This is a genomic window from Haemophilus sp. SZY H35 (assembly GCF_018829705.1).
In the GTDB taxonomy this organism is placed as follows: Bacteria; Pseudomonadota; Gammaproteobacteria; order Enterobacterales; family Pasteurellaceae; genus Haemophilus; species Haemophilus haemolyticus_K.
This window is the reverse complement of record NZ_JAHKJZ010000001.1, coordinates 367488-389387: the sequence shown is the minus strand read 5'-3', so window position 1 is coordinate 389387 and position 21900 is coordinate 367488. Positions and strand designations below refer to the sequence as shown.

24 protein-coding genes, 1 other RNA gene and 3 pseudogenes are annotated in these 21900 nt (G+C 39.3%); 26 read left to right on the top strand and 2 right to left on the bottom strand.

Annotation, left to right across the window (positions count from 1 at the left end):
- The first annotated feature begins 29 nt into the window (after positions 1-29).
- The 8 genes from KP710_RS01820 (at position 30) to hypE (ending at position 6170) form a co-directional block, all read left to right on the top strand.
- Positions 30-713 (top strand): DUF4198 domain-containing protein, encoded by a 684-nt coding sequence (locus tag KP710_RS01820; protein WP_111407293.1) that lies wholly within the window; start codon positions 30-32, stop codon positions 711-713.
- A 12-nt stretch (positions 714-725) separates the two neighbouring features.
- Positions 726-1211: an HI_1622 family ECF transport-associated protein gene (locus KP710_RS01815; RefSeq protein WP_111407294.1), complete on the top strand. Its 486-nt coding sequence runs from the start codon at positions 726-728 to the stop codon at positions 1209-1211.
- A complete protein-coding gene (cbiM, locus tag KP710_RS01810; protein ID WP_111407295.1) occupies positions 1211-1831 on the top strand; it encodes a cobalt transporter CbiM in 621 nt (206 codons plus the stop codon). Before KP710_RS01815 ends, cbiM begins: the two co-directional genes overlap by 1 nt.
- Positions 1831-2463, top strand: coding sequence for an energy-coupling factor transporter transmembrane component T family protein (locus KP710_RS01805; protein ID WP_111407296.1), 633 nt, complete (start codon positions 1831-1833; stop codon positions 2461-2463). The genes cbiM and KP710_RS01805 overlap by 1 nt, the downstream gene beginning before the upstream one ends.
- Before the next feature lies 1 nt (position 2464).
- Positions 2465-3082: an energy-coupling factor ABC transporter ATP-binding protein gene (locus KP710_RS01800; RefSeq protein ID WP_111407297.1), complete on the top strand. Its 618-nt coding sequence runs from the start codon at positions 2465-2467 to the stop codon at positions 3080-3082.
- A 147-nt stretch (positions 3083-3229) separates the two neighbouring features.
- Positions 3230-4039, top strand: coding sequence for a hydrogenase nickel incorporation protein HypB (gene hypB, locus KP710_RS01795; protein ID WP_005645020.1), 810 nt, complete (start codon positions 3230-3232; stop codon positions 4037-4039).
- Positions 4040-4042: 3 nt separating this feature from the next.
- Positions 4043-5155: a hydrogenase formation protein HypD gene (gene hypD, locus KP710_RS01790; protein WP_111407298.1), complete on the top strand. Its 1113-nt coding sequence runs from the start codon at positions 4043-4045 to the stop codon at positions 5153-5155.
- Position 5156: 1 nt separating this feature from the next.
- Positions 5157-6170, top strand: a complete 1014-nt coding sequence (hypE, locus tag KP710_RS01785) for a hydrogenase expression/formation protein HypE (RefSeq protein ID WP_111407299.1) — start codon at positions 5157-5159, stop codon at positions 6168-6170.
- A 216-nt stretch (positions 6171-6386) separates the two neighbouring features.
- Here hypE and KP710_RS01780 read toward each other — a convergent pair whose 3' ends face one another.
- Positions 6387-6767, bottom strand: coding sequence for a pyrimidine dimer DNA glycosylase/endonuclease V (locus KP710_RS01780; RefSeq protein ID WP_111407300.1), 381 nt, complete (start codon positions 6765-6767; stop codon positions 6387-6389).
- Positions 6768-6936: 169 nt separating this feature from the next.
- Positions 6937-7301, bottom strand: a transfer-messenger RNA (tmRNA) gene (gene ssrA, locus KP710_RS01775).
- A 105-nt stretch (positions 7302-7406) separates the two neighbouring features.
- Between ssrA and KP710_RS01770 the strand changes: the two genes are divergently transcribed.
- The 18 genes and pseudogenes from KP710_RS01770 (at position 7407) to bioF (ending at position 21898) form a co-directional block, all read left to right on the top strand.
- Positions 7407-7910, top strand: a complete 504-nt coding sequence (locus tag KP710_RS01770) for a hypothetical protein (RefSeq protein ID WP_111407301.1) — start codon at positions 7407-7409, stop codon at positions 7908-7910.
- Between the two features lie 65 nt (positions 7911-7975).
- Positions 7976-9043, top strand: a complete 1068-nt coding sequence (gene dinB, locus KP710_RS01765) for a DNA polymerase IV (protein WP_111407302.1) — start codon at positions 7976-7978, stop codon at positions 9041-9043.
- 32 nt (positions 9044-9075) lie between these two features.
- Positions 9076-9612 carry an elongation factor P hydroxylase gene (locus KP710_RS01760; RefSeq protein ID WP_048953958.1) on the top strand — a complete coding sequence of 179 codons (537 nt, stop codon included), beginning with the start codon at positions 9076-9078 and terminating at the stop codon, positions 9610-9612.
- A gap of 93 nt (positions 9613-9705) precedes the next feature.
- Positions 9706-10788 carry a peptide chain release factor 1 gene (gene prfA, locus KP710_RS01755; protein WP_165818728.1) on the top strand — a complete coding sequence of 361 codons (1083 nt, stop codon included), beginning with the start codon at positions 9706-9708 and terminating at the stop codon, positions 10786-10788.
- Between the two features lie 52 nt (positions 10789-10840).
- The gene (locus tag KP710_RS01750) at positions 10841-11281 is read left to right on the top strand and encodes an RDD family protein (RefSeq protein ID WP_165818719.1); all 441 of its coding nucleotides are present in this window, start codon (positions 10841-10843) and stop codon (positions 11279-11281) included.
- The gene (prmC, locus tag KP710_RS01745; protein ID WP_111407305.1) at positions 11281-12159 is read left to right on the top strand and encodes a peptide chain release factor N(5)-glutamine methyltransferase; all 879 of its coding nucleotides are present in this window, start codon (positions 11281-11283) and stop codon (positions 12157-12159) included. The genes KP710_RS01750 and prmC overlap by 1 nt, the downstream gene beginning before the upstream one ends.
- Complete coding sequence (locus tag KP710_RS01740) at positions 12159-12962, top strand: SirB1 family protein (protein ID WP_048953955.1); 804 nt, start codon at positions 12159-12161, stop codon at positions 12960-12962. The genes prmC and KP710_RS01740 overlap by 1 nt, the downstream gene beginning before the upstream one ends.
- 14 nt (positions 12963-12976) lie before the next feature.
- Positions 12977-13831: a 3-deoxy-8-phosphooctulonate synthase gene (gene kdsA, locus KP710_RS01735; RefSeq protein ID WP_048953954.1), complete on the top strand. Its 855-nt coding sequence runs from the start codon at positions 12977-12979 to the stop codon at positions 13829-13831.
- A gap of 87 nt (positions 13832-13918) precedes the next feature.
- Positions 13919-14293 (top strand): annotated as a pseudogene (locus tag KP710_RS09490) (transposase).
- A gap of 41 nt (positions 14294-14334) precedes the next feature.
- Entirely contained in the window at positions 14335-14553 is a 219-nt protein-coding gene (locus KP710_RS09460; RefSeq protein WP_111407306.1) for an IS3 family transposase, read from the top strand.
- A gap of 74 nt (positions 14554-14627) precedes the next feature.
- Positions 14628-14843: pseudogene (locus KP710_RS01720) on the top strand (hypothetical protein); the annotation flags it as partial.
- A 76-nt stretch (positions 14844-14919) separates the two neighbouring features.
- On the top strand, positions 14920-15021 hold the full coding sequence (locus tag KP710_RS09485; RefSeq protein ID WP_111407308.1) for an IS3 family transposase: 102 nt from the start codon (positions 14920-14922) through the stop codon (positions 15019-15021).
- Between the two features lie 116 nt (positions 15022-15137).
- Complete coding sequence (locus tag KP710_RS01715; protein WP_111407309.1) at positions 15138-17093, top strand: site-specific recombinase; 1956 nt, start codon at positions 15138-15140, stop codon at positions 17091-17093.
- Between the two features lie 34 nt (positions 17094-17127).
- A pseudogene (locus KP710_RS09480) lies at positions 17128-17229 on the top strand (IS3 family transposase); the annotation flags it as partial.
- A gap of 78 nt (positions 17230-17307) precedes the next feature.
- Positions 17308-18255, top strand: coding sequence for a 2-hydroxyacid dehydrogenase (locus KP710_RS01705; RefSeq protein ID WP_048952630.1), 948 nt, complete (start codon positions 17308-17310; stop codon positions 18253-18255).
- Positions 18255-19436: a lipoprotein-releasing ABC transporter permease subunit gene (locus KP710_RS01700; RefSeq protein WP_111407310.1), complete on the top strand. Its 1182-nt coding sequence runs from the start codon at positions 18255-18257 to the stop codon at positions 19434-19436. Before KP710_RS01705 ends, KP710_RS01700 begins: the two co-directional genes overlap by 1 nt.
- Before the next feature lie 21 nt (positions 19437-19457).
- Entirely contained in the window at positions 19458-20747 is a 1290-nt protein-coding gene (gene bioA / locus KP710_RS01695) for an adenosylmethionine--8-amino-7-oxononanoate transaminase (RefSeq protein ID WP_165818729.1), read from the top strand.
- A gap of 8 nt (positions 20748-20755) precedes the next feature.
- Complete coding sequence (gene bioF, locus KP710_RS01690) at positions 20756-21898, top strand: 8-amino-7-oxononanoate synthase (protein ID WP_111407312.1); 1143 nt, start codon at positions 20756-20758, stop codon at positions 21896-21898.
- The last annotated feature ends 2 nt before the right edge of the window (positions 21899-21900 follow it).

The following is a 21900-nucleotide window of genomic DNA, read 5'->3' as shown; positions in this document are numbered from 1 at the left end:
TAAACAAAAACAAACAAGGAGTATCCAAAATGGAATTAAAAAAAATCGCAGTGGGATTAACCGCACTTTTAGGTATGTCTGTTGCTAACGCTCACAATGTTTGGCTTGAACCTGCTTCAGCCCAAGGTGAATACGTGGTGAAATTTGGACATGAACAAACTGAAACCTATCCAGAATCTAAACTTAAATCTATCCAAGCCTTAAATATGCAAGGCAAATTAACCGCAGTTGATTACCAATTCAGAAATGGCGAAGCCTATCTTATGCCGAAATCAGATTTAGTATTCGTTCATTTCGATAATGGTGTATGGTCAAAATTACCAAGCGGTAAATACGTTGAAAAAACAAAACGTGAAGAACCAACAGCAGAATTTAGTACCAATCCTGTTAAATTTGGTAAAGCAATTTTGAAATGGGATGCTGAATCTTTCAAATCTCATCAACAAGCTTACGAATTGATTCCTCAAGAAAAAGCACAAGCAAACAAACCACTTTCTATCCTTGTTTTACATAATGGTAAACCAGTTCAAGGCATTAAAGTGGGCGTGAGTGAAGATGCACCGTTTAATTTAACTAATGAAAAAGGTGTTGCTCAATTTACGCCAGTTAAAGGCTTCAACAAAGTATGGGCTGAGTTTGAGGAAAAAGTAACTAATAATGCGGATTACGATCGTCGCTCTGTAGAATATATGTTAACTTTTGATGCGCAATAATATGGATTTGGGATGAAGAAAATTGTTTTTTTAACCGCACTTTTTGCGGCTTGCTATCTCCCGAATGCTTATGCCCACGCGCTTTATGTGTTTGCCCAATATGATGGGCAAACACTCTCTGGCAAATCCTATTATTCTGATATGACCCCAGCGGCTGAAACTTATTTGGAAGTTTTCCGCTCAGGTGTTGCTGATCCGGTTTTAACTGGAAAAACTGACCGCCAAGGCGCATTTAAACTTTCGATTGCTGATGTGCCACATACCACCTTAAAAGTGGTGGTAGAAGGCGATGAAGGACACCGTGCATCAGTTGTTGCTGCTCATACATCTGCCGAAAATCAAAGCGGTGCAGATTTAATGCTGATTCGTGAAGATATTGCGCATTTAAAAGATAAAATTTATTTGCATGATATTTTAGGTGGAATCGGTTATATCGTTGGTATTGCTGGACTTATTGCTTTACGTAATGCGCGTAAAATTAAACAAGGACGTATTTAATGCATTTATCTGAAGGCGTGTTACATACGCCTATTTTATTAGCTGGCGCAGTGCTTGCTGTTGCGGGCATTGCTGTGGGGTTACGTCGTTTAGAATCAGAACGTTTACCGCTCACCGCACTTTTTGCTGCGGCATTTTTTGTGGCAGGAACCATTCATGTGCCCGTAGGAATTGGTAGCGTGCATTTAATTTTAAATGGCATGGCTGGTTTATTCCTAGGGTGGGCTGTATTTCCTGCATTCCTCATCGCACTTTTATTGCAAGTCATCTTCTTTTCTTTTGGCGGATTTGCAGTGTTAGGTGTCAATCTCTGCGTGATGGCAACGCCAGCGGTGATCGCTCATTATCTTTTCCGTTCTCGTTTACAACCACACATGGCTTTAAAAGATCGCTTATTAGTCGGTATTGGAGCTGGCGTAATTGGCGTTGGCGGGGCAGGCGCACTTGCTTCTTTTGTGCTGATGTTAGATGGTGGAAAAAGTTATCTGAATCTTGTTTGGCTCTTGCTAGTCTCTCATATTCCGGTATTTATTTTGGATAGCATTATCAGCGTAGGGGTGATTAGCTTGCTTGGTAAAATGTATCCTGAAGTCATGAATCGTACCGAGAATGTCTCTTAATGAAAATTCACCGTTTATTTCAACCGCACTTTAGGTTGATTTATCTGTTTATCTGGGGGCTAATCATTAGTGGATTGAGTGATCTCACTTGGCTTATCCCCCTTAATGTGCTTGCAGTTTCTCTCTTTTTTATTTCACTGCGGTTCAGTCAAAAATCTTTTTTCCCTTACCTTAAACGTTGGTTTGCTTTAGTCATTTTTATTGCTTTAATGTGGGCGACATTAAGTTGGAAAATTGGCGGAAATGGCATTGAACTCAATTTCCAAGGGATAGAATTAGCAGAAAAATTGAGTTTAAGGACTCATTTATTGTTGATTTCTCTTTGGCTTTTTTTATGGAATATTAATGATGCGGTGCTTGTTCAAGCCATGGGGAAATTGCCTTTGCCAGAAAAATTAATTCAACTTTTTGTACTGACCGTACGTTACATTGCACTGCTTGGCGAATTGCGTCAAAAGATGGATATTGCCATGCGCGCTCGTGGATTTCGTCCTCGGCTTAATCGCCGAACCCTTTATGTGACCGCTCAAAGTGTCGCTTTATTATTGATTCATGCCCTATTGAAAGCCGAAACGGCGCAAATGGCTTTAAAATGTCGTGGTTTTCAGTTCGCTAAAAAGAGAGAAAAATAATATGTTAGCTGTAAATAATCTTTATATAGAACGCAATGGTAGAGCGATTATTCAAGATTTGAGTTTTACCTTGGAAGGTCAAAAACGTCTTTTCGTACAAGGGGAAATTGGCTCAGGAAAAACCACTTTACTGCTTGCTTTATTGGGATTTGTTCCCGTAACTAAAGGTGAAATTCAATTATTTGGTCAAGTTTGTCGTGAAGAAAAAGATTTCGCACCCTTTCGTGGCACGATTGGTATTTGTTTTCAAAATGCCGATGATCAACTTTTTGGCCCAACAGTATTGGATGATATTGCCTTTGGACCATTAAACCAAAATGTGCCTAGAGAGCAGGCGTATCATATCGCAGAGCAGCAATTAGAGCGTCTTGGTATTACACGTTTAAAAGATCGTATGGTGCATACCTTATCTGGTGGTGAGAAAAATTTTACCGCACTTGCGGGTGTCTTAGCGATGCAGCCAAAAATCTTATTATTAGATGAACCCACCAATGGATTAGATCGAAAAAATACTGAAAAATTGACCGCACTTTTGCGTGAACTTTCCTTACCAATGTTGATTTCATCCCATCATCATGGATTTATTAACGAATTAGCCACAGAAATTATCAGTTTATGATCTTCATCAAAAAGCCGAATTTTGATTGTGCTATGCTTGTTGCAAATTTGTTGACAAAGCTCAGGGCTTTGAGTGTTTTAAACATTATTTCTGTTGAAAGTCAGTTTGAAAACTCAGCCCAAATAAGCACATTAAAACGGAGGATTTATGTGTACAACCTGTGGCTGCGGACATCCAGAGCAAGTCCGTATTGGTGAATTGCCTCATACTCATGATGATCAAGGAAGTCATCAATCAGGTACGCCAAACTTTTCACATTCAACATTTCATTTCAATAAACCAGTCGATGCAGACGATACTCAAAAACGTTTGTTAAAAATCGAACAAGATGTTCTCGGAAAAAATAATCAACTCGCGGATCACAACCGAGCATTCTTTGCTAAACAACATATTTTAGCCTTAAATCTTGTATCGAGTCCGGGTTCAGGTAAAACTACCCTTTTAACGACGACGCTAAATGCCCTCAAAAATGACCGCACTTGTTATGTAATCGAAGGCGATCAACAAACTGAAAATGATGCAGATCGTATTCGTGCGACTGGTGTGCCGGCTATTCAAGTAAATACAGGCAAAGGCTGCCACTTGGATGCACAAATGATTAGCGAAGCAATGGTGAAATTAAGACCTCAAGCTGACAGCATTATGTTTATCGAAAATGTGGGAAATTTAGTTTGTCCATCTGAATTTGATCTTGGTGAAAAAGCGAAAGTGGTGATTTTATCTGTGACAGAAGGCGAAGATAAACCGCTTAAATACCCGCATATGTTTGCCGCATCAAGTTTGATGATTTTAAATAAAGTGGATTTATTACCTTATTTGAAATTTGATGTAGAACAATGCATTGCCAATGCAAAACGTGTGAATCCAAATATTGAAGTGATTCAACTTTCTGCTACCACTGAACAAGGTCTCAGTGAGTGGTTAAATTGGCTAGAACAACAACGTAAACAAGGATAATCGATGCGATTTGTTGATGAATTTCGCGATCCTGAACTTGCCCGTAGTTTAGTGGCGCAACTTGAAAAATTGATGGAGAAAATGCCGCACTTTACGGCGCAGAATCCATTGTATTTAATGGAAGTGTGTGGCGGGCATACCCATACGATTTTTAAATTTGGGTTGGATCGGCTATTGCCAAAAAGTATCGAATTTATTCATGGCCCAGGTTGCCCTGTCTGTGTGCTTCCGATGGGGCGTATTGATGTCTGTATTGAAATTGCGCTAAAACCTGATGTCATTTTCTGTACTTTTGGTGACGCAATGCGAGTGAAAGGCCGCAAAGGTTCGCTGTTAGAAGCAAAAGCGAAAGGCGCAGATGTTCGCATTGTGTATTCACCTTTGGATGCATTGAATATTGCACAAAATAATCCGAATAAAAAAGTCGTCTTTTTTTCCTTAGGATTTGAAACGACAATGCCGAGCACGGCAGTAACGCTTCAACAAGCTAAAAAACTGGGAACAAAAAATTTCTGGATTGTTTGCCAAAACATCACCATTATTCCAACGTTACATAGCTTGCTGGCTCAAGATCAAGTCAAAATTGATGGTTTTCTTGCGCCAGGGCATGTGAGTATGGTGATTGGTTCATCGCCTTATCAAGGGATTGTCGATAAATATCACAAACCTTTCGTGATTACAGGTTTTGAACCTTTAGATATTTTGCAGGCGATTGTGATGTTAGTGCAGCAATTTGTTGATGGCCGTTGTGAAATCGAAAATCAATATAAACGCATTGTTGATGATCACGGAAATGCTTTGGCCCAACATTCAATGCAAGAAGTATTCCAGCTTAAAGCAAGCAGTGAATGGCGTGGCTTGGGGGAAATTGAACAATCAGGTGTGGAATTGACGGAGGCTTATCGTGAATTTGATGCCGAAATTTATTTCCAAAGCCAAGCACAACAGGTGGCGGATGATCCTAATTCTCGTTGTGGCGATGTCTTGACTGGGCGTTGTAAACCATCTGATTGCCCATTATTTGGTACAGGTTGTAATCCTGATAACGCTTATGGCGCATTAATGGTTTCTTCCGAAGGCGCATGTGCAGCCTATTATCAATATCGGAGAGAATAAAATGAGCGAATTTATCACTATGGCTCACGGTAATGGTGGTGCAGCCATGCAAAAATTGATTCAAGATTATTTTGTTGAAGCCTTTGCTAATCCTATTTTGGCGCAAGGAGAAGATCAGGCAAGAATTCCATTAACAGAATTAGCAAAGCAAGGCGAAACACTGTCATTTAGTACGGATAGTTTTGTCATTGATCCCATTTTTTTTCCTGGTGGTAACATCGGGAAATTAGCGGTGTGCGGCACGGCAAATGATGTGGCGGTGTGCGGGGCGATACCAAAATATTTATCCTGTGGCTTTATTTTGGAAGAAGGATTGCCACTTGCGGATCTTAAAGCAATTATTCAATCAATGGCTGAAACCGCAAAAGCGGCAGGTATTCAAGTTGTTACTGGCGATACAAAAGTGGTACAAAAAGGCGCAGTGGATAAGATTTTTATCAATACCAGTGGAATTGGTGTTATTCCTCAAAATTTGGATTGGGGTGTTCATAACATTCAGGCTGGCGATAAAATCATTGTTAGCGGCACTATTGGGGATCATGGCGCAACAATCTTAAATTTACGTGAAAAACTGGGTATCCAAACGGATCTTCATAGTGATTGCGCCGTGCTTTATCCATTGATTGAAAATTTACGCGAAGTAGATGGCGTAAAAGCGGTTCGAGATGCGACCCGTGGGGGAGTTAATGCTGTTTTGCATGAATTTGCACAGGCGCAACAGCTAGGCATGAATATTGATGAACAAGCCTTGCCAATTCGCCAAGAAGTGCGGGGAATTTGTGAATTACTTGGTCTTGAAGCATTAAACTTCGCTAATGAAGGGAAATTAGTTATTGTTGCCTCCGCTGAAAAAACACCAGAAATTTTGACCGCACTTCATCGTCATCCATTAGGTGAAAATTCGGCTGTGATTGGTGAAGTGACAACCGATAAAAAAGTCCGTTTAGTGGGCATTTTTGGACAAAGTCGATTATTAGATTTACCAACAAATGAACCATTGCCAAGAATTTGTTAATGATTAGATAAAATCAATACTTTATAAAAATTAAATAGGCGAAGTGATTTCTCAACTTAGCAGAAATCCCCTAGAACAGCTAGAGTAGTTTATCCATCACTGGCAATTTCTCTCAAATGGTGCAGAAGGCTACCGCACTATAGAAACTACAATGATTGGTGTGGGTGCTGATTATATTTCATCCTAAACAATGAGAGCTAAAGCCCTTTCTGGGCTTTATTTTCTTGCGGTAAATCGTGCCTTTACAGGCATACGCAATGCAATTCGCTCACGGTTTAATGCTAAAGCATTTTCTGTGGGCAAATAATTTTGCCAAAGATTAGGATCATCTGGTAGCTCCTCTGCCCAAAAATATTGGGCATTGAAACCACGAGCAAGACACTCTTCATGCAATAGATTGTAACGTTGCTTTAAAAAAGCAAGTTTATTAAAGAAAAATCGTACATGTCCTTCGCCTAATTTATAATCTTCAGGCTGCCCTTTTAAGCTAAATTTTCCTTTCGCAACAGCATTTGGAATCCGTGTTAGCTCTCTATGTTCCGCTAATAGATGCTGATCGCAAAGTTCAGCAGGAGGAACAAGGTTAATTCTGGTCATAAAATCTCTCTTTATTATTTCATATCCATATCCCATTGAGTAACGAATATGAGTGATTCCGCTAATAATGTGCTAGGTAATAACAAGGTAGCAGTTACTAAAACTAAGGTGAGTAGAAAAACTAAATTATTGCTTTTATTGAAAACTTAGAAGAGGAAAAATAAAGGGGTGGTGGAGCTGGGGGGAGTTGAACCCCCGTCCGAAATTACTCTACCTTCAGCACTACACGTTTAGTCTAGTCTTTAATTTCACTTAAGCATGCGGACAGACACGCTAAACTTAAGCTAGTTTGATTCAATTTAGTGCTTCGATCCTCAAACGGCGGCTTCCACACGATCTCGTTTTGGGTTGACTCCGCGTTATCCCCGTCTTACGAGCGGAAGCTGGGGCGCGAAGGCTAAATGCAGGTTATTAAGCTGCTAAAGCGTATTGTTCGTCGTTTGCGACTATTTTTTGCGGTTTATTTACGAGGCCTACCGCACCTCGACGTGCACCTTGGGCTTCGCTAATCCCGTCGAATCCAGAATCAGCCCCAAAATTATGCGCTAGTCTAACAAAAAACAAGCAGAAGAAAAAGAGCGGTATTTATTAAATGCGTGAGTTAGGGTAAAATTTCGGCGTTTTTTATAGGAGAAAATAATGTCATTTTTTAAATATTTAGTACTAGCTTTGTTTGCAGCTAGTTGTTCAATTTCTTCTGCAATTGCAAAAGAAAATGTTTCAAAGGAAAAACCTAAAAGTGTAGAAAAAACTGCAACTGCAGAAAAAAGCTACCCTAAGTATGTTAACTATGCTATTTCTATTGATGTTGGCGATAGAGATATTGTGGTAGGCGAGGATGGTCAAGCGCTTTCTCGCTTTAAATATACCATTACAAATAAAAGTGAATTCCCGATTCAAAATATTCAATGGATGAGTGTGTATGTACATAATCGTCAAGTTGTGCATAGCCAAGATATGCAAATAGAATTAGAAAATACCTTATTGCCAGGTAAGACACTGACAATTAATTTACAAATTCCATTTGCTCAAATTGATGAAAAATACCGTTCAATTTTTATGAATACGCAAGAACCTATTCATGTTTATAAAATTGAACGTTCAGTCATGTTTAAAGATAAGAAAGTCGTTTCTGATAATTAAATATGTATGCTTGAACAGTAATTGAAGTGCGGTTATACTAAATAAAATTTAACCGCACTTTTTTTATGCTACAAGATAAAAAAATTATTCACATTGATATGGATTGTTTTTACGCATCGATTGAGATTCGTGAAAACCCTAATTTGCAGGGAAAGCCTGTTGCTGTAGGTGGTTCTTCTCGTCAACGTGGTGTATTAACAACTTGTAATTATGAGGCGAGAAAATTTGGTTTGCATAGTGCAATGCCAACAGCTCAAGCCATAAAAAAGTGTCCTAATCTTATTCTTGTGCCCGTGAATATGACGTTGTATAAACAAGTTTCGGCACAAATTCATCAAATCTTCCAGCGTTACACCGATATAATTGAACCACTTTCTTTAGATGAAGCTTATTTAGATGTCACGCACTGCCAAAAATGTTCTGGCTCAGCGACTTGGATCGCACAAGAAATTCGCCAAGCAATTTTTGATGAGTTGAATTTAACTGCCTCGGCAGGCGTGGCGCCTTTAAAATTCCTTGCCAAAATCGCTTCGGATATGAATAAACCTAATGGGCAATTTGTGATTAAGCCTAATGAAGTCGAGGAATTCATTAAAACCTTATCTTTAAATAAGATTCCTGGTGTGGGTAAAGTGACATCACAACGATTACTCGATATGGGATTAGAAACTTGTGCTGACATTCAAAACTTTGATCAAATCGCCTTATTAAATCAATTTGGTAAGGCAGGTAAACGAATTTGGGATTTTAGCCACGGCATTGATGATCGTGAAGTACAAGCCCATCGTGAACGTAAATCAGTCGGCGTAGAACAAACTTTGCTTGAAAACATTCACACAATTGAGCAAGCTTCAGCCTTATTGAATAATCTTTATCAAGAGCTAATTCGTCGCCTTGATCGTGTTAGCCGTAATATACCGTTATCTTCATTACGTAAAATTGGCATAAAGCTTAAATTTGAAGATTTTCAAGTAACTACTTTAGAGAAAACAGGTTTACCCCTTTCTTTGGAGAGTTTTCAGCAATTACTTCCTCAAATTTTTATGCGAGCAAAAGGGCGATCGATTCGTTTGATCGGGCTACATGTCAATTTACCCGAAGAAAATAAACAAGAACAAATGAGCCTCTGGTGATATAATCTCACGGTTTTTTAGGAGTCGATACCATGGAACATAAATTAGAAGATATTATCGCGATTTTTAATCAATGTTTTGAAGAGGAATACAACACTCGCTTAGTCAAAGGCGGTGAAGAACCCATTTATTTACCCGCAAATGATGACGTGCCTTATAACGCGATTTATTTTGCGCGAGGATTTTACAGCAGTGCATTGCACGAAATTGCCCATTGGTTAGTGGCAGGCAAAGAACGCCGTAAACTAGAAGATTTTGGTTATTGGTATGAGCCAGATGGACGTTCAGAAGAACGCCAGCGTGACTTTGAAAAAGTTGAAGTTAAACCGCAAGCATTAGAGTGGATTTTGGCGACGGCGGCAGGTTTTCGTTATTTTGCCAGTGCGGATAATTTGAATGGCAATCCGGGCGATACACAGCCTTTTAAACAAGCCGTGTATGAACAAGTGAAAATCTATGCGGAAAAAGGTTTACCAAAACGAGCTGAAACGTTACGCCATGCTCTTGCTATGTTTTATGGCACAGAAGATCGTATTGATTTAAGTAAATTTGATGTGACACGTATTTAAAGAGCGGTGATTTTTAACCGCACTTTTGACACTGTCAATTTTCCCTAAAATCGGCTAGAATACGCCGATTTTATTTTCGGTGATTTACAAATGATGAAAGATTCCATTATTGCAAAATTAGAAAGTTTAAAAGAACGTTATGAAGAGCTAGAAGCCTTATTGGGCGATGTTTCTGTAATTAGTGATCAGGATAAATTCCGTGCTTATTCTAAAGAATATTCGCAACTTGAAGAAGTGGTGAAATGTTTTAATCGTTGGACGCAATTAAATCAAAATATTGAAGAAGCTGAAATATTGCTCGACGATCCTGAAATGAAAGAAATGGCGCAAATAGAAATCGAAGAATCCAAAGCGGAAATTGAAGAAGTGGAACAACAACTTCAAATTCTTTTACTGCCGAAAGATCCTAATGATGAATATAACTGCTATTTAGAAATCCGTGCGGGAACAGGTGGCGATGAAGCGGGTATTTTTGCTGGGGATTTATTCCGCATGTATAGCCGCTATGCAGAAAGTAAACGCTGGCGCGTCGAAATGCTCAGTGCTAACGAAAGTGAGCAAGGCGGTTATAAAGAAGTGATTGTTAAAGTCACTGGTGAAGGTGTGTATGGACAGTTGAAGTTTGAGTCTGGCGGTCATCGTGTGCAACGCGTACCAAAAACTGAATCACAAGGTCGTATTCATACCTCTGCTTGTACCGTTGCGGTAATGCCAGAATTGCCAGAGTCTGAAATGCCAGAAATTAATCCAGCAGATTTACGTATTGATACTTATCGCTCATCAGGCGCTGGTGGTCAGCATGTAAATACGACGGATTCTGCGGTGCGTATTACACATATTCCAACTGGTATTGTGGTGGAATGTCAGGATGAGCGTTCACAGCACAAAAATAAAGCGAAAGCGATGTCGGTATTAGCGTCACGTATTGTTCAAGCAGAGCAAGAACGCCAAGCTGCGGAACAAACAGATATGCGCCGTAACTTATTAGGTTCGGGCGATCGTTCTGATAAAATTCGTACATATAATTATCCGCAAGGTCGAGTGACTGATCATCGTATCAATCTCACTATTTACCGTTTGGATGAAGTGATGAATGGTAAAATTGATGAACTGATTCAGCCGATTATTACCGAATATCAAGCGGATCAGTTGGCGGCATTGTCTGAACAGAATTAATGATAGGGGCATCTGATTTCAGATGTCCTTTTTAACTTTACAGGGAAATAAAATGATCATTGAAAATCAAAAAGATGCGGAATTTTCTTCTGTTTTCAAACCTTCTCAACCTGCTCAAGCAAGCCGTTTTAAACGTTGGCTTGCGAGTATGATTAATGGGCTTGTGCTTTGGGTGATGGTTGGTCTCGGTTTTGCATTGGGGGATTTTGCCGGTGTAGTGGGGACGATTGTATATGCTGGTTTTCAGTTATATTTCATGAAAACTTATGGTCAAACAATGGCAAAACGCTGGTTAGGCTTACGTGTATTTAATTATCATACCCATCAACCCGTTGAATTTGGTAAATACATCGGTCGCGAAATTATTGATATTTTATTAGCGTGGACAAGTTTCTTATTGATTATTAGCGGTATTGTTGCACTTGTGCGCGATGATCGTCGTTCTTTAACTGATTTAGTGGCTGGCACGATTGTGTTAAAAGACGAAAAATAATGAATTATAAAGAATGGCTGGCACAAGCAATTGCGGATTTGGCACAAAAAAATCCCACTGAAAATAGTAAAATTGATGCGCTTGTGCTTCTTCAACATGCTACTGGCAAATCGCGTACCCAAATCCTTGCTTTTGATGATAGCGAAATTGATGAGAAAGTGCGGTTAAATTTGACCGCACTTTTAGATCGTCGTCTAAAAGGTGAACCTATCGCTTATATTCTTGGCGAAAAAGAATTTTGGTCGTTGCCATTAAATGTCTCAAAAGGCACCTTGATTCCAAGACCAGATACCGAAATTTTAGTGGAAAAGGCATTACAAATTGCTTTGGAAAAACTGGAAAAAAATCCACCGCACTTTCGTATTCTTGATCTTGGCACAGGCACAGGCGCTATCGCGTTAGCATTAGCATCGGAGCTTTCCTCTATTTGTCAAAAACAACAGATTTCATTAGAAATCATTGGAGTTGATCTTATGCCCGATGTTGTGGCGTTAGCTCAATCTAATGCGGAAAGAAATAACTTAAATGTACAATTTTTACAGAGTAGTTGGTTTGAAAATATAACAGGGCAGTTTGATCTTATCGTCAGCAACCCGCCTTATATTGATGCGCAAAATGAACATTTAGGTCAAGGCGATGTGCGTTTTGAACCACTTTCTGCATTAGTTGCCAATGATGCCGGTTATGCTGATTTACGTCATATTATTGAATTAGCGTCGAGTTATTTGAACTCTAATGGCGCATTACTACTTGAACACGGATGGCAACAAGGCGAAAAAGTGCGGTCAATTTTCCAAGAAAATCATTGGGAAATGGTTGAAACCGTGCGTGATTATGGTGACAATGAGCGCGTCACTTTAGGTTTTTGGAAGAAGTAATGAAATATTATCGACGTGCGTTATACGATCAATTTGTGCATTTTTATAATACCATCTCAGATGATGGATCATCAGAAGCACAAATTCGGGGAAAAATTGGCGGGTTTGTACGTCGAGCGCGTAAAGAAATTTCGCCAGATTGGCCGAAAGAAGAGCAGATTCATCAGTTACTACAGCTATTTTATGGTGATTGGGGCTTTCATTGCGATCCAGAAGAGTATTTCTATACACGCAATTTATATTTGCCTTATGTGTTAGAGCATCGTCAAGGAATGCCAGTGACGCTTGGGGCAATTGTGCTTTATTTAGCCGAGGTATTGGATTTGCCTATTTACCCCGTAAATTTCCCAACACAACTCATTTTACGTGCCGAAGTAAGAGATGAAGTAGCTTTTATTGATCCTTGGGATGGCACTTATATATCGCAAGAAAAATTGCAGCAACTTTATGAAGGGGCATTTGGCTTTGGTGTGCAAATTCAACCTGAAGAACTTGATAGAGCCGATCTTTCCTTGCTTTATTCTCGTTTTGAGCAACTGGCGAAGAATGCGCTTATCCGCGAAGAACATAACGACATGGCATACCGTTATATTGAAAATTTATTGATTGGTAATGATAAAGATCCTTATCACATCCGTGATCGCGGTTTAGTTTTAGCTCAGATGGGTGCTTACCCTTCGGCATTAAAAGATTTAGAATTTTTTGTAGAACGTTGTCCGGAAGACCCGACTGCGGCCTTAATCCGAACTCAACTTTTAGAACTAAAGGGCGAGATTGATAAAGATCCTTTTGCCCTCCATTGATTTAAGGAAAATTTATGCAAAATAAAATTGTAAAAATTGGCAATATTGATGTTGCAAATGACAAACCTTTCGTGCTTTTTGGTGGAATGAACGTACTTGAAAGCCGAGATATGGCAATGCAAGTCTGTGAAGCTTATGTGAAAGTGACAGAGAAACTTGGCGTGCCTTATGTGTTTAAGGCTTCTTTTGACAAAGCGAATCGTTCGTCTATTCATTCTTACCGTGGCCCAGGTATGGAAGAAGGCTTAAAAATTTTTCAAGAATTAAAAGATACCTTTGGGGTAAAAATTATTACTGATGTACACGAAATCTACCAATGTCAGCCTGTTGCTAATGTTGTCGATATTATTCAACTTCCCGCCTTTTTGGCGCGTCAAACAGATCTCGTTGAAGCCATGGCAAAAACAGGTGCAGTGATTAATGTGAAAAAACCACAATTCTTAAGCCCGGGTCAAATGGGTAATATCGTGGAAAAAATCGAAGAATGCGGTAATGATAAAATCATTCTTTGTGATCGCGGTACAAACTTTGGATACGATAATTTAATTGTGGATATGCTTGGCTTCAGCGTGATGAAAAAGGCATCTAAGGGCAGCCCGGTTATTTTTGATGTAACCCATTCACTTCAATGCCGTGATCCATTTGGGGCCGCATCAGGTGGCCGTCGCGCGCAAGTAACCGAATTAGCGCGTTCTGGTTTAGCGGTAGGAATTGCTGGTTTATTCTTAGAAGCGCATCCAAATCCAAATCAAGCGAAGTGTGATGGCCCATCTGCATTGCCTCTTTCTGCACTTGAAGGCTTTGTCTCTCAAATGAAAGCGATTGATGATTTAGTAAAATCTTTCCCAGAATTGGATACTTCAATCTAAGAAAATATTTAAGCAAAAGTGCGGTTAATTTTGACCGCACTTTGATCTGCACCCCAAAACCTGGACACCTAATTTGAGGTGCAGATTATGTCCTACTCTTATCAATTTCGTTTGAAAATTATCAAACTGGTCACCGAACAGGATTATGGTATCCGTGAGGTGGCTAAACTTCATAAAATTTCCCACTCTCTCGTTATTTATTGGCTAAAAGCATTTCGGGAAAGAGGGCTTGATGGCGTAAAATCGACTTATACAGGCCTTCAAACACCGAAAATAGTAAAGCCAAAAAATGAAAAAGAAAGGCATTGAAATTCCAGAAACCACAGACTTTTCACCTAAGCGTTTAAAAAGCTGCAACGAGAGCTCGCCTTGGCTCGTGCGGAGATTGCTTATCTAAAGGAGTTGGAGGCGCTCGACCGTCAAAAACAACGACAGAAAAAAGAAAAATCATTGAAAGCTTGAAGCCAAACCACGCGTTAAATGATTTATTTCGAGTGGCTAAAATGCCTCGCTCAAGCTTTTACTATAAAGAGATTAAGCGAAACTATTACGAAGCTAAAGAAGCTATTTTATCGCTGTATAAAAAGAACAGAAAACGAGATGGTTATCACCCAATGACGTTTAAATTATGCCAAATGGGTTTTAATTTGAATCATAAAACGGTGTTAAAGCTAATGAACGAGTTAGGTATTCATTCCATTTTACGCAAGAAAAGACATTGAAAACGAGGAAAAACATCGCATATTGCCCCGAATTTGCTGGATTGTGATTTTACAGCAACGGCACTTAATCAAAAATGGGTAATGGATGTAACGGAATTTCAGGTTGGGCAAGAAAAGCTTTATTTTCAGCGTTGATGGACTTGGCTAACCGAGAAGTGATTGCCTATAACTTTTCAACACGCCCCAAATTTTCATTGGTGAAAAAGATGTTAGCACAAGGACTTAGTCGGCTTAAACCGACAGAATGCCCGATTATTCATAGCGACCAAGGCGTATTGTATGGCACGGCGGAATGGATGAAAATGTTGGAGGGTAAAGCGGTGCAAAGTATGAGCCGCCGAGGAAATTGCTACGATAATGCGGTGATTGAAAGTTTTTTTTGCGATATTAAAATCAGATTGTTTTTACTCACAGACTTATCATTCAATTGCTGAATTACAGGCTGAAATTGAAGAATATTTAAGTTAACTAACCTGTCCAACTTTTTTGGGGGGGCAGATCGCTTTTTCCGCTAATTTTTACTTTATCCAACAGCGCTGTATAATGTCACGCTTTTGAATATAAACGATATGAGGGGGAAGCTCATGATTAAAATCGATACCTTACCGCAATTTTTACGTAACAAAGTGGCGGAAAACGATGCCTTTGGTCTCGTGGAAGGCTTGTGCCAATTATTACGTAGCAGCCCCACAGAAAAAATTGCTCCGACTTTGCATTTGTTTAAGTTTATCTTAAAGAACGATAAAGAATTAGGCTGTTCTGTTTCGAAATTATTATGTGGTTGGTTATGTGGTTTACGCCTTTACCCCTTGTTTATTAGTAGCGGTATCCTTACACGTGGCGGTTTTGGACAGGAGATGAAAACACGTATTTATGAGCGTTTTAACCCCTCTTTTAAAGATATTAATGATTTACGTGATATTTTTTATTTATTATTTAGAGATAAAAATGATGCACGCTGGATTGATGCTGTTCCTTTAAAAACGTGGCGAGGTGTATTTGGCGTCTTAACCCGTTGTACAGAACAAAAAGATCGTGAGCGTTTAAAAAATCATATTGAAAGTGAAGGGTTATTTGCCATTGAGATGCTTTCAATTTGGATTGCTGCTGAAGATATGGATCCTGAGCTGATGCGAATGGAGCCTTCTCTGTTGAATGCAGATTCCCCTTTTGTGGCATTGCACCATGAAGTGGTGAATTGGTTACAGGCGCACCGCCAATCAACCGTTTTTGATGATAGCCATTTACAGGTAATGTTTAACCAATGTAAAAAATTGGTTGAGCGTTTGCAAAAACGTGGAGCAGTGGTGGGCTCTTCTTTAAATACGGCTTATTTATTGGAGCGTCTTTCTCAGACCTTAGAACGATTAGAAATCTTGATGGCGATTTTTGTTTCAAATCGCTATTTACCACGCCGAATATTGTTATTAACTGGCTGTTTTGCCCGCACAGCAGCAGAAAAACATAGCATTACCCGATTATGGAAACAAAGCTCTAGATTAATTTCACGTAGCATTACCCAAAATGCGGGCGATCACGGCGAGCATTACATTACTCGAGATAAAAAAGAGTATTGGGCAATGTTTTATTCTGCGGCAGGTGGTGGTGTATTAATTGCACTGATGGCGCTATTTAAAATCTATCTAGGCAGCATTATTGATGACAAAGTCTGGAAAGGGCTTGCCGAAGGCTTAAATTACGGCTTAGGTTTTATGGTGATCTTTATGTTGCATTTTACGGTAGCGACGAAACAGCCTGCCATGACTGCAGCCCGTTTTGCTGAGGCTGTTGAGAAAACGCCTCAAGGTAAAAGCGTCAATATGAAATTAGCTCAATTATTAGTGGATGTATTTCGCTCTCAAAGTATTGCGGTGCTAGGTAATGTCCTCATTGCGATGGGCTTAGCCGCATTGATTGCGTTTGGTTACCAATATAAAACAGGTGAGCCATTGATGAATGCTGATCAAATTGCTTATCAGTTGCATAGCATTGATCCTTTTGCGGGAACCTTATGGTTTGCAGCCATTGCGGGGGTGTGGTTATTCTGCTCAGGGATTATTTCAGGCTATTTTGATAACCGCAGCAATTATTTGAATATGCGTATTCGTTTAACCCAACATCCGTTATTGAAAAAATTAATGTCTGAGAAATTTCGCGTTAAATTTGCTAATTATATGCATGAGAATTATGGCTCGCTTATCGGTAACCTTTGCTTTGGTATGCTGCTTGGTATTACGGGTGTGGTAGGTTACTTAATGCACCTTCCGTTAGATATTCGTCATGTGGCATTTTCATCTGCGAATGTAGGCTATATTGCTGTGAGCGGACAATTCACCTATTCATTGCTTTTACAATGCATTGGTTTTGTATTGTTGATTGGTTTAGTTAATTTAATTGTCAGTTTTTCATTAACGCTTTGGGTTGCACTGCGTTCTTTGAATGCGGAAATTGATAGCTGGTGGCCAATTTGGTATGAAGTTTGTCAAATTGTAAAAAAACGTCCATTAAGCTTATTTCTTCCTATTCAATTAGATAAATAATCGGCTTAAGTGATCTGTACCCCACTCTCGGACTTATCACTCAATCGCTAAATTACAGGCTAAAATTGAAGAATATTTAGTGTATTACAACCAAAAACGAATTAAACTTGCTTTCAAAGGATTGAGTCCAGTGTAATACCGAGCTCAATATTTAAGTTAACTAACCTGTCCAACTTTTGGGGGGCAGATCACTTTGTATATAAAAGTAGAAATGATGAATATCGTCTTTTTAGATAGTACGGCTATCCCTAAACATATCCCTATTCCTCGTCCAAGTTTTGCGCATACTTGGACTGAATATGAGTATACTTCTTATGCTGAAACGATTGAACGAGCGAAAGATGCTGATATTGTTATTACGAGCAAAGTCATTTTTGATCGAGAAATGTTAAAACAATTACCTAAGTTAAAGTTAATTGCGATTACTGCAACTGGTACAAATAATGTTGATCTTGTGGCTGCAGAAGAAATGGGCATCGCCGTGCGCAATGTGACAGGTTATTCCAGCACAACAGTACCAGAACATGTCATGGGATTAATTTTCGCTTTAAAACACAGTTTGGCAGCTTGGTTACGCGATCAAACGGAAGCAAAATGGGCGGAAAGTAAACAATTTTGTTATTTTGATTACCCAATTACAGATGTGCGAAGTTCGATATTAGGCGTATTTGGTAAAGGTTGCTTAGGGACAGAAGTGGGGCGTTTGGCTAATGCCGTGGGAATGAAAGTGCTTTATGCAGAACATAAAGATGCCACTTTTTGCCGTGAAGGTTATATGCCCTTTGAGGAAGTCTTAAAACAAGCGGATATTGTGACGTTGCATTGCCCATTAACCGAAACAACCAAGAATTTAATTAATGCAGAAACTTTATCTAAAATGAAAAAAGGTGCATTTTTGATTAATACAGGGCGTGGGCCTTTGATTGATGAACTTGCATTAGTTGATGCGTTAAAAACGGGGCATTTAGGCGGAGCGGCTTTGGATGTAATGGTAAAAGAGCCACCAGAAAAAGATAACCCATTAATTTTAGCTGCAAAAACTATGCCTAATTTAATTATCACTCCGCATATTGCTTGGGCGAGTGATAGTGCAGTGACAACATTAGTTGGCAAAGTAATGCAAAACATCGAAGAATTTGTACAACAATTAAATCAAAAATAATGAATTTTCCTATTTCTCTTTATATTGCACTACGTTATTGGCGTGCTAAAAGTGCGGATCGTTTTGGCCGATTAGTGACTAATCTAGCAAGCCTAGGGATTGTGCTAGGTGTGATGGCATTGATTATCGTGCTTTCTGTGATGAATGGATTAGAAGGTTACCAAAAACAACAGGTGCTATCTTCCATTCCTCACGCGATTGTGAGTGAAGAACAGCCCATTTCTACAGAAAAAACATTAGAAAATTTACCGCACTTTATCCAAAAAGCGGTGCCGATCAATACAACAAATGTGATTTACCAAACGACAAAAGGCGTGAGTGCAGGACAAATCATTGGTATTCAATCATTTTCTGATGATCCTTTGGTTGAATCTTTTGATCAGACTAAATTTAATGAAATTTTACCGACTGGTGAATTTAAATTGGTCATTGGTGATAAACTGGCACAAAAATTGGGCGTGAATATTGGGGATAAAATCCGTTTGATGATTACGGAAAATAGCCAATATACACCATTCGGTCGCGTGCCAATGCAGCGTTTATTTACGGTTAGCGATATTTATTATGATTATGGCGAAGCATCGGGTTATGAAGCCTTTGCTAATATTACAGATATTGGTCGCTTAATGCGTATTCAACCTCAGCAAGCGCAAGGGTATCGTTTATTTTTGAATGATCCGTTCCAAATTACAGAACTCCCACAACATTTCCCAACACAAACAATCACGGATTGGCGCGTACAAAAAGGTGAATTTTTCCAAGCAGTGAGAATGGAAAAAAATATGATGGGATTGCTGATTAGTTTGATCATTGTCGTGGCGATTTCTAATATTGTCACCTCTTTAAGTTTAATGGTGGTGGATAAACAAGGGGAAATTGCGATCTTGCAAACTCAGGGCTTAACAAAATCCCAAGTGCGTTCAGTGTTTATTTATCAAGGATTACTGGTGGGATTTGTTGGCACATTGCTCGGTGCTATTTTAGGTGTTTTAGTCACCTTGAACTTAACGGAGATTGTAAGTGAGGTAAATCCACAAGGTGTTTTTTTACCGACAGAATTGTCTTTTATTCAAATGATTTTTGTCATTGGATTTTCCTTGTTGCTTTCTTTACTTTCTACCCTTTATCCCGCTTATCGTGCAGCGAAAGTCGAACCAGCAGCTGCCTTGCGATACGAATAAGTTTTTAATGGTAAATGAATGATGGATGAACAATCAATTTTAGCTTTTGATACACAACATATTTGGCATCCTTATTCTTCAGTTTCTTCTGATATGCCGCTTTATGCGGTAGAACGTGCAGATGGCGTGATAATAACCTTAAAAGATGGTCGTCGTTTGATTGATGGCATGTCTTCTTGGTGGGCGGCACTGCATGGTTATAATCACCCTCGTTTAAATGCAGCGGCACAGAATCAGTTGGCAAAAATGAGCCATATTATGTTTGGCGGTTTTACTCATGAGCCCGCGGTGGAATTAGCTCAATTATTGGTAAAAATTTTGCCAAATAGCTTAGATAAGATCTTTTTTGCTGATAGTGGTTCTGTTGCTGTGGAAGTGGCGATGAAAATGGCTATTCAATATCAGCACGCTAAAGGGGAAGTACAACGACAAAAATTTGCCACCATCTGTTCGGGTTATCATGGCGATACTTGGAATGCGATGTCGGTGTGTGATCCAACCACTGGGATGCATCATTTATTTCATCATAGCCTGCCCGTACAATATTTTCTTCCTCAACCCAATATTCCATTTAATGAGTCTTGGAATGATGGAGCGATTGAACCTTTAGCTGATTTACTTAAGAAAAAAGGTAGCGAAATCGCCGCACTTATTTTAGAGCCTGTCGTGCAAGGTGCGGGCGGTATGTATTTTTATTCGCCAACTTATTTAGTGAAAGCGCAAGCGCTTTGTAAACAATATGGTGTATTGCTAATTTTTGATGAAATTGCCACGGGTTTTGGCCGTACAGGGAAATTATTTGCAGCCGAGCATGCTGGGATCTCGCCAGATATTATGTGTATCGGTAAAGCCTTAACGGGTGGTTATTTAACTTCATCAGCAACCATTACGACCACTGAAATTGCGCAAACTATTTGTCGCGGTGAGGCTAAATGCTTTATGCACGGACCCACTTTTATGGCAAATCCGTTGGCCTGTGCAATTGCGGTAGAATCTATCCGTTTATTGTTGGAAAGCCCTTGGCAGCAAAATATTCAGCGAATTGAGTCTTCCTTAAAACAACAGCTTTCGCCTTTAACTGAAAAAGATTATGTCAAAGAAGTTCGTGTATTAGGGGCGATTGGGGTGGTTGAAATGAAAAGTGCGGTAAATATGAAAACTTTAGTCCTACGTTTTGTGGAACAAGGTGTTTGGATTCGACCTTTTGGAAAATTGGTTTATGTAATGCCACCATTTGTGATTAAAGATGATGAACTTCAGAAATTAATAGAAGGCATGATTCTGGCTTTAACGCAGGAATATGAACATTAGGATAAAAAATGGATGCTTTTAAACAGCAACTGGAACAGCTTAGGGCACAAAATCAATATCGTTCAATTCCAGACTTAGTTCATCAAGGACGATATATTACGCGAGAAAATCGCAAAATGTTGAATATGTCATCTAATGATTATTTAGGTTTGGCATCAAATGAAAATTTGCGCCAGTCTTTTTTACAGCAATATGGCGATAATTTTCCTTCTTTTACCAGTTCTTCGTCTCGTTTATTAACGGGAAATTTCCCTATTTATACCGATCTTGAACAGCTCATTGCTCAACGTTTCCAACGAGAAGGCGCTTTATTATTTAACAGTGGCTATCACGCCAATCTTGGTATTTTACCGGCGTTGACGACAACAAAAAGTTTAATTTTGGCAGATAAATTAGTGCATGCCAGTATGATTGATGGCATTCGTTTAAGCCAATGTGAGTTCTTTCGTTATCGTCATAATGATTATGAACATCTAAAGAATCTGCTCGAAAAAAATGCTGGAAAATTTGACCGCACTTTTATTGTGACGGAATCGGTTTTTAGTATGGATGGCGATGTAGCTGATTTAAAACATCTTGTGCAACTGAAAAAACAGTTTCCCAATACTTATCTTTATGTGGATGAAGCCCATGCAATAGGCGTTTACGGTAAAAACGGATTAGGTATTGCTGAGCGAGCTAATGTGATATCTGATATAGATTTATTGGTTGGCACTTTTGGCAAAGCCTTAGCTTCAATGGGGGCTTATGTCGTCTGTGATCAAATATTAAAAGCGTGTTTGATTAATCAAATGCGCCCATTAATTTTTTCAACCGCACTTCCGCCGTTTAATGTGGCTTGGACTCATTTTATTTTTGAACGATTGCCACAATTTTCAAAAGAAAGAACGCGTCTTGAGCAGTTAAGTGCATTTTTACGCCAAGAAGTGGAGCATAGAACGCAAATAATGCCAAGCCAAACTTGCATCGTTCCTTATATTTTAGGCGAGAATGAAGCAACCCTTGCTAAGGCGAAAGCTCTGCAAGAGCAAGGTTATTATTGCTTGCCGATTAGACCACCGACAGTACCAAAAGGTACATCCAGAATACGATTATCTTTGACGGCAGATATGACAATGGATGAAGTAAAACAGTTTGTGGCATGCTTATAAGG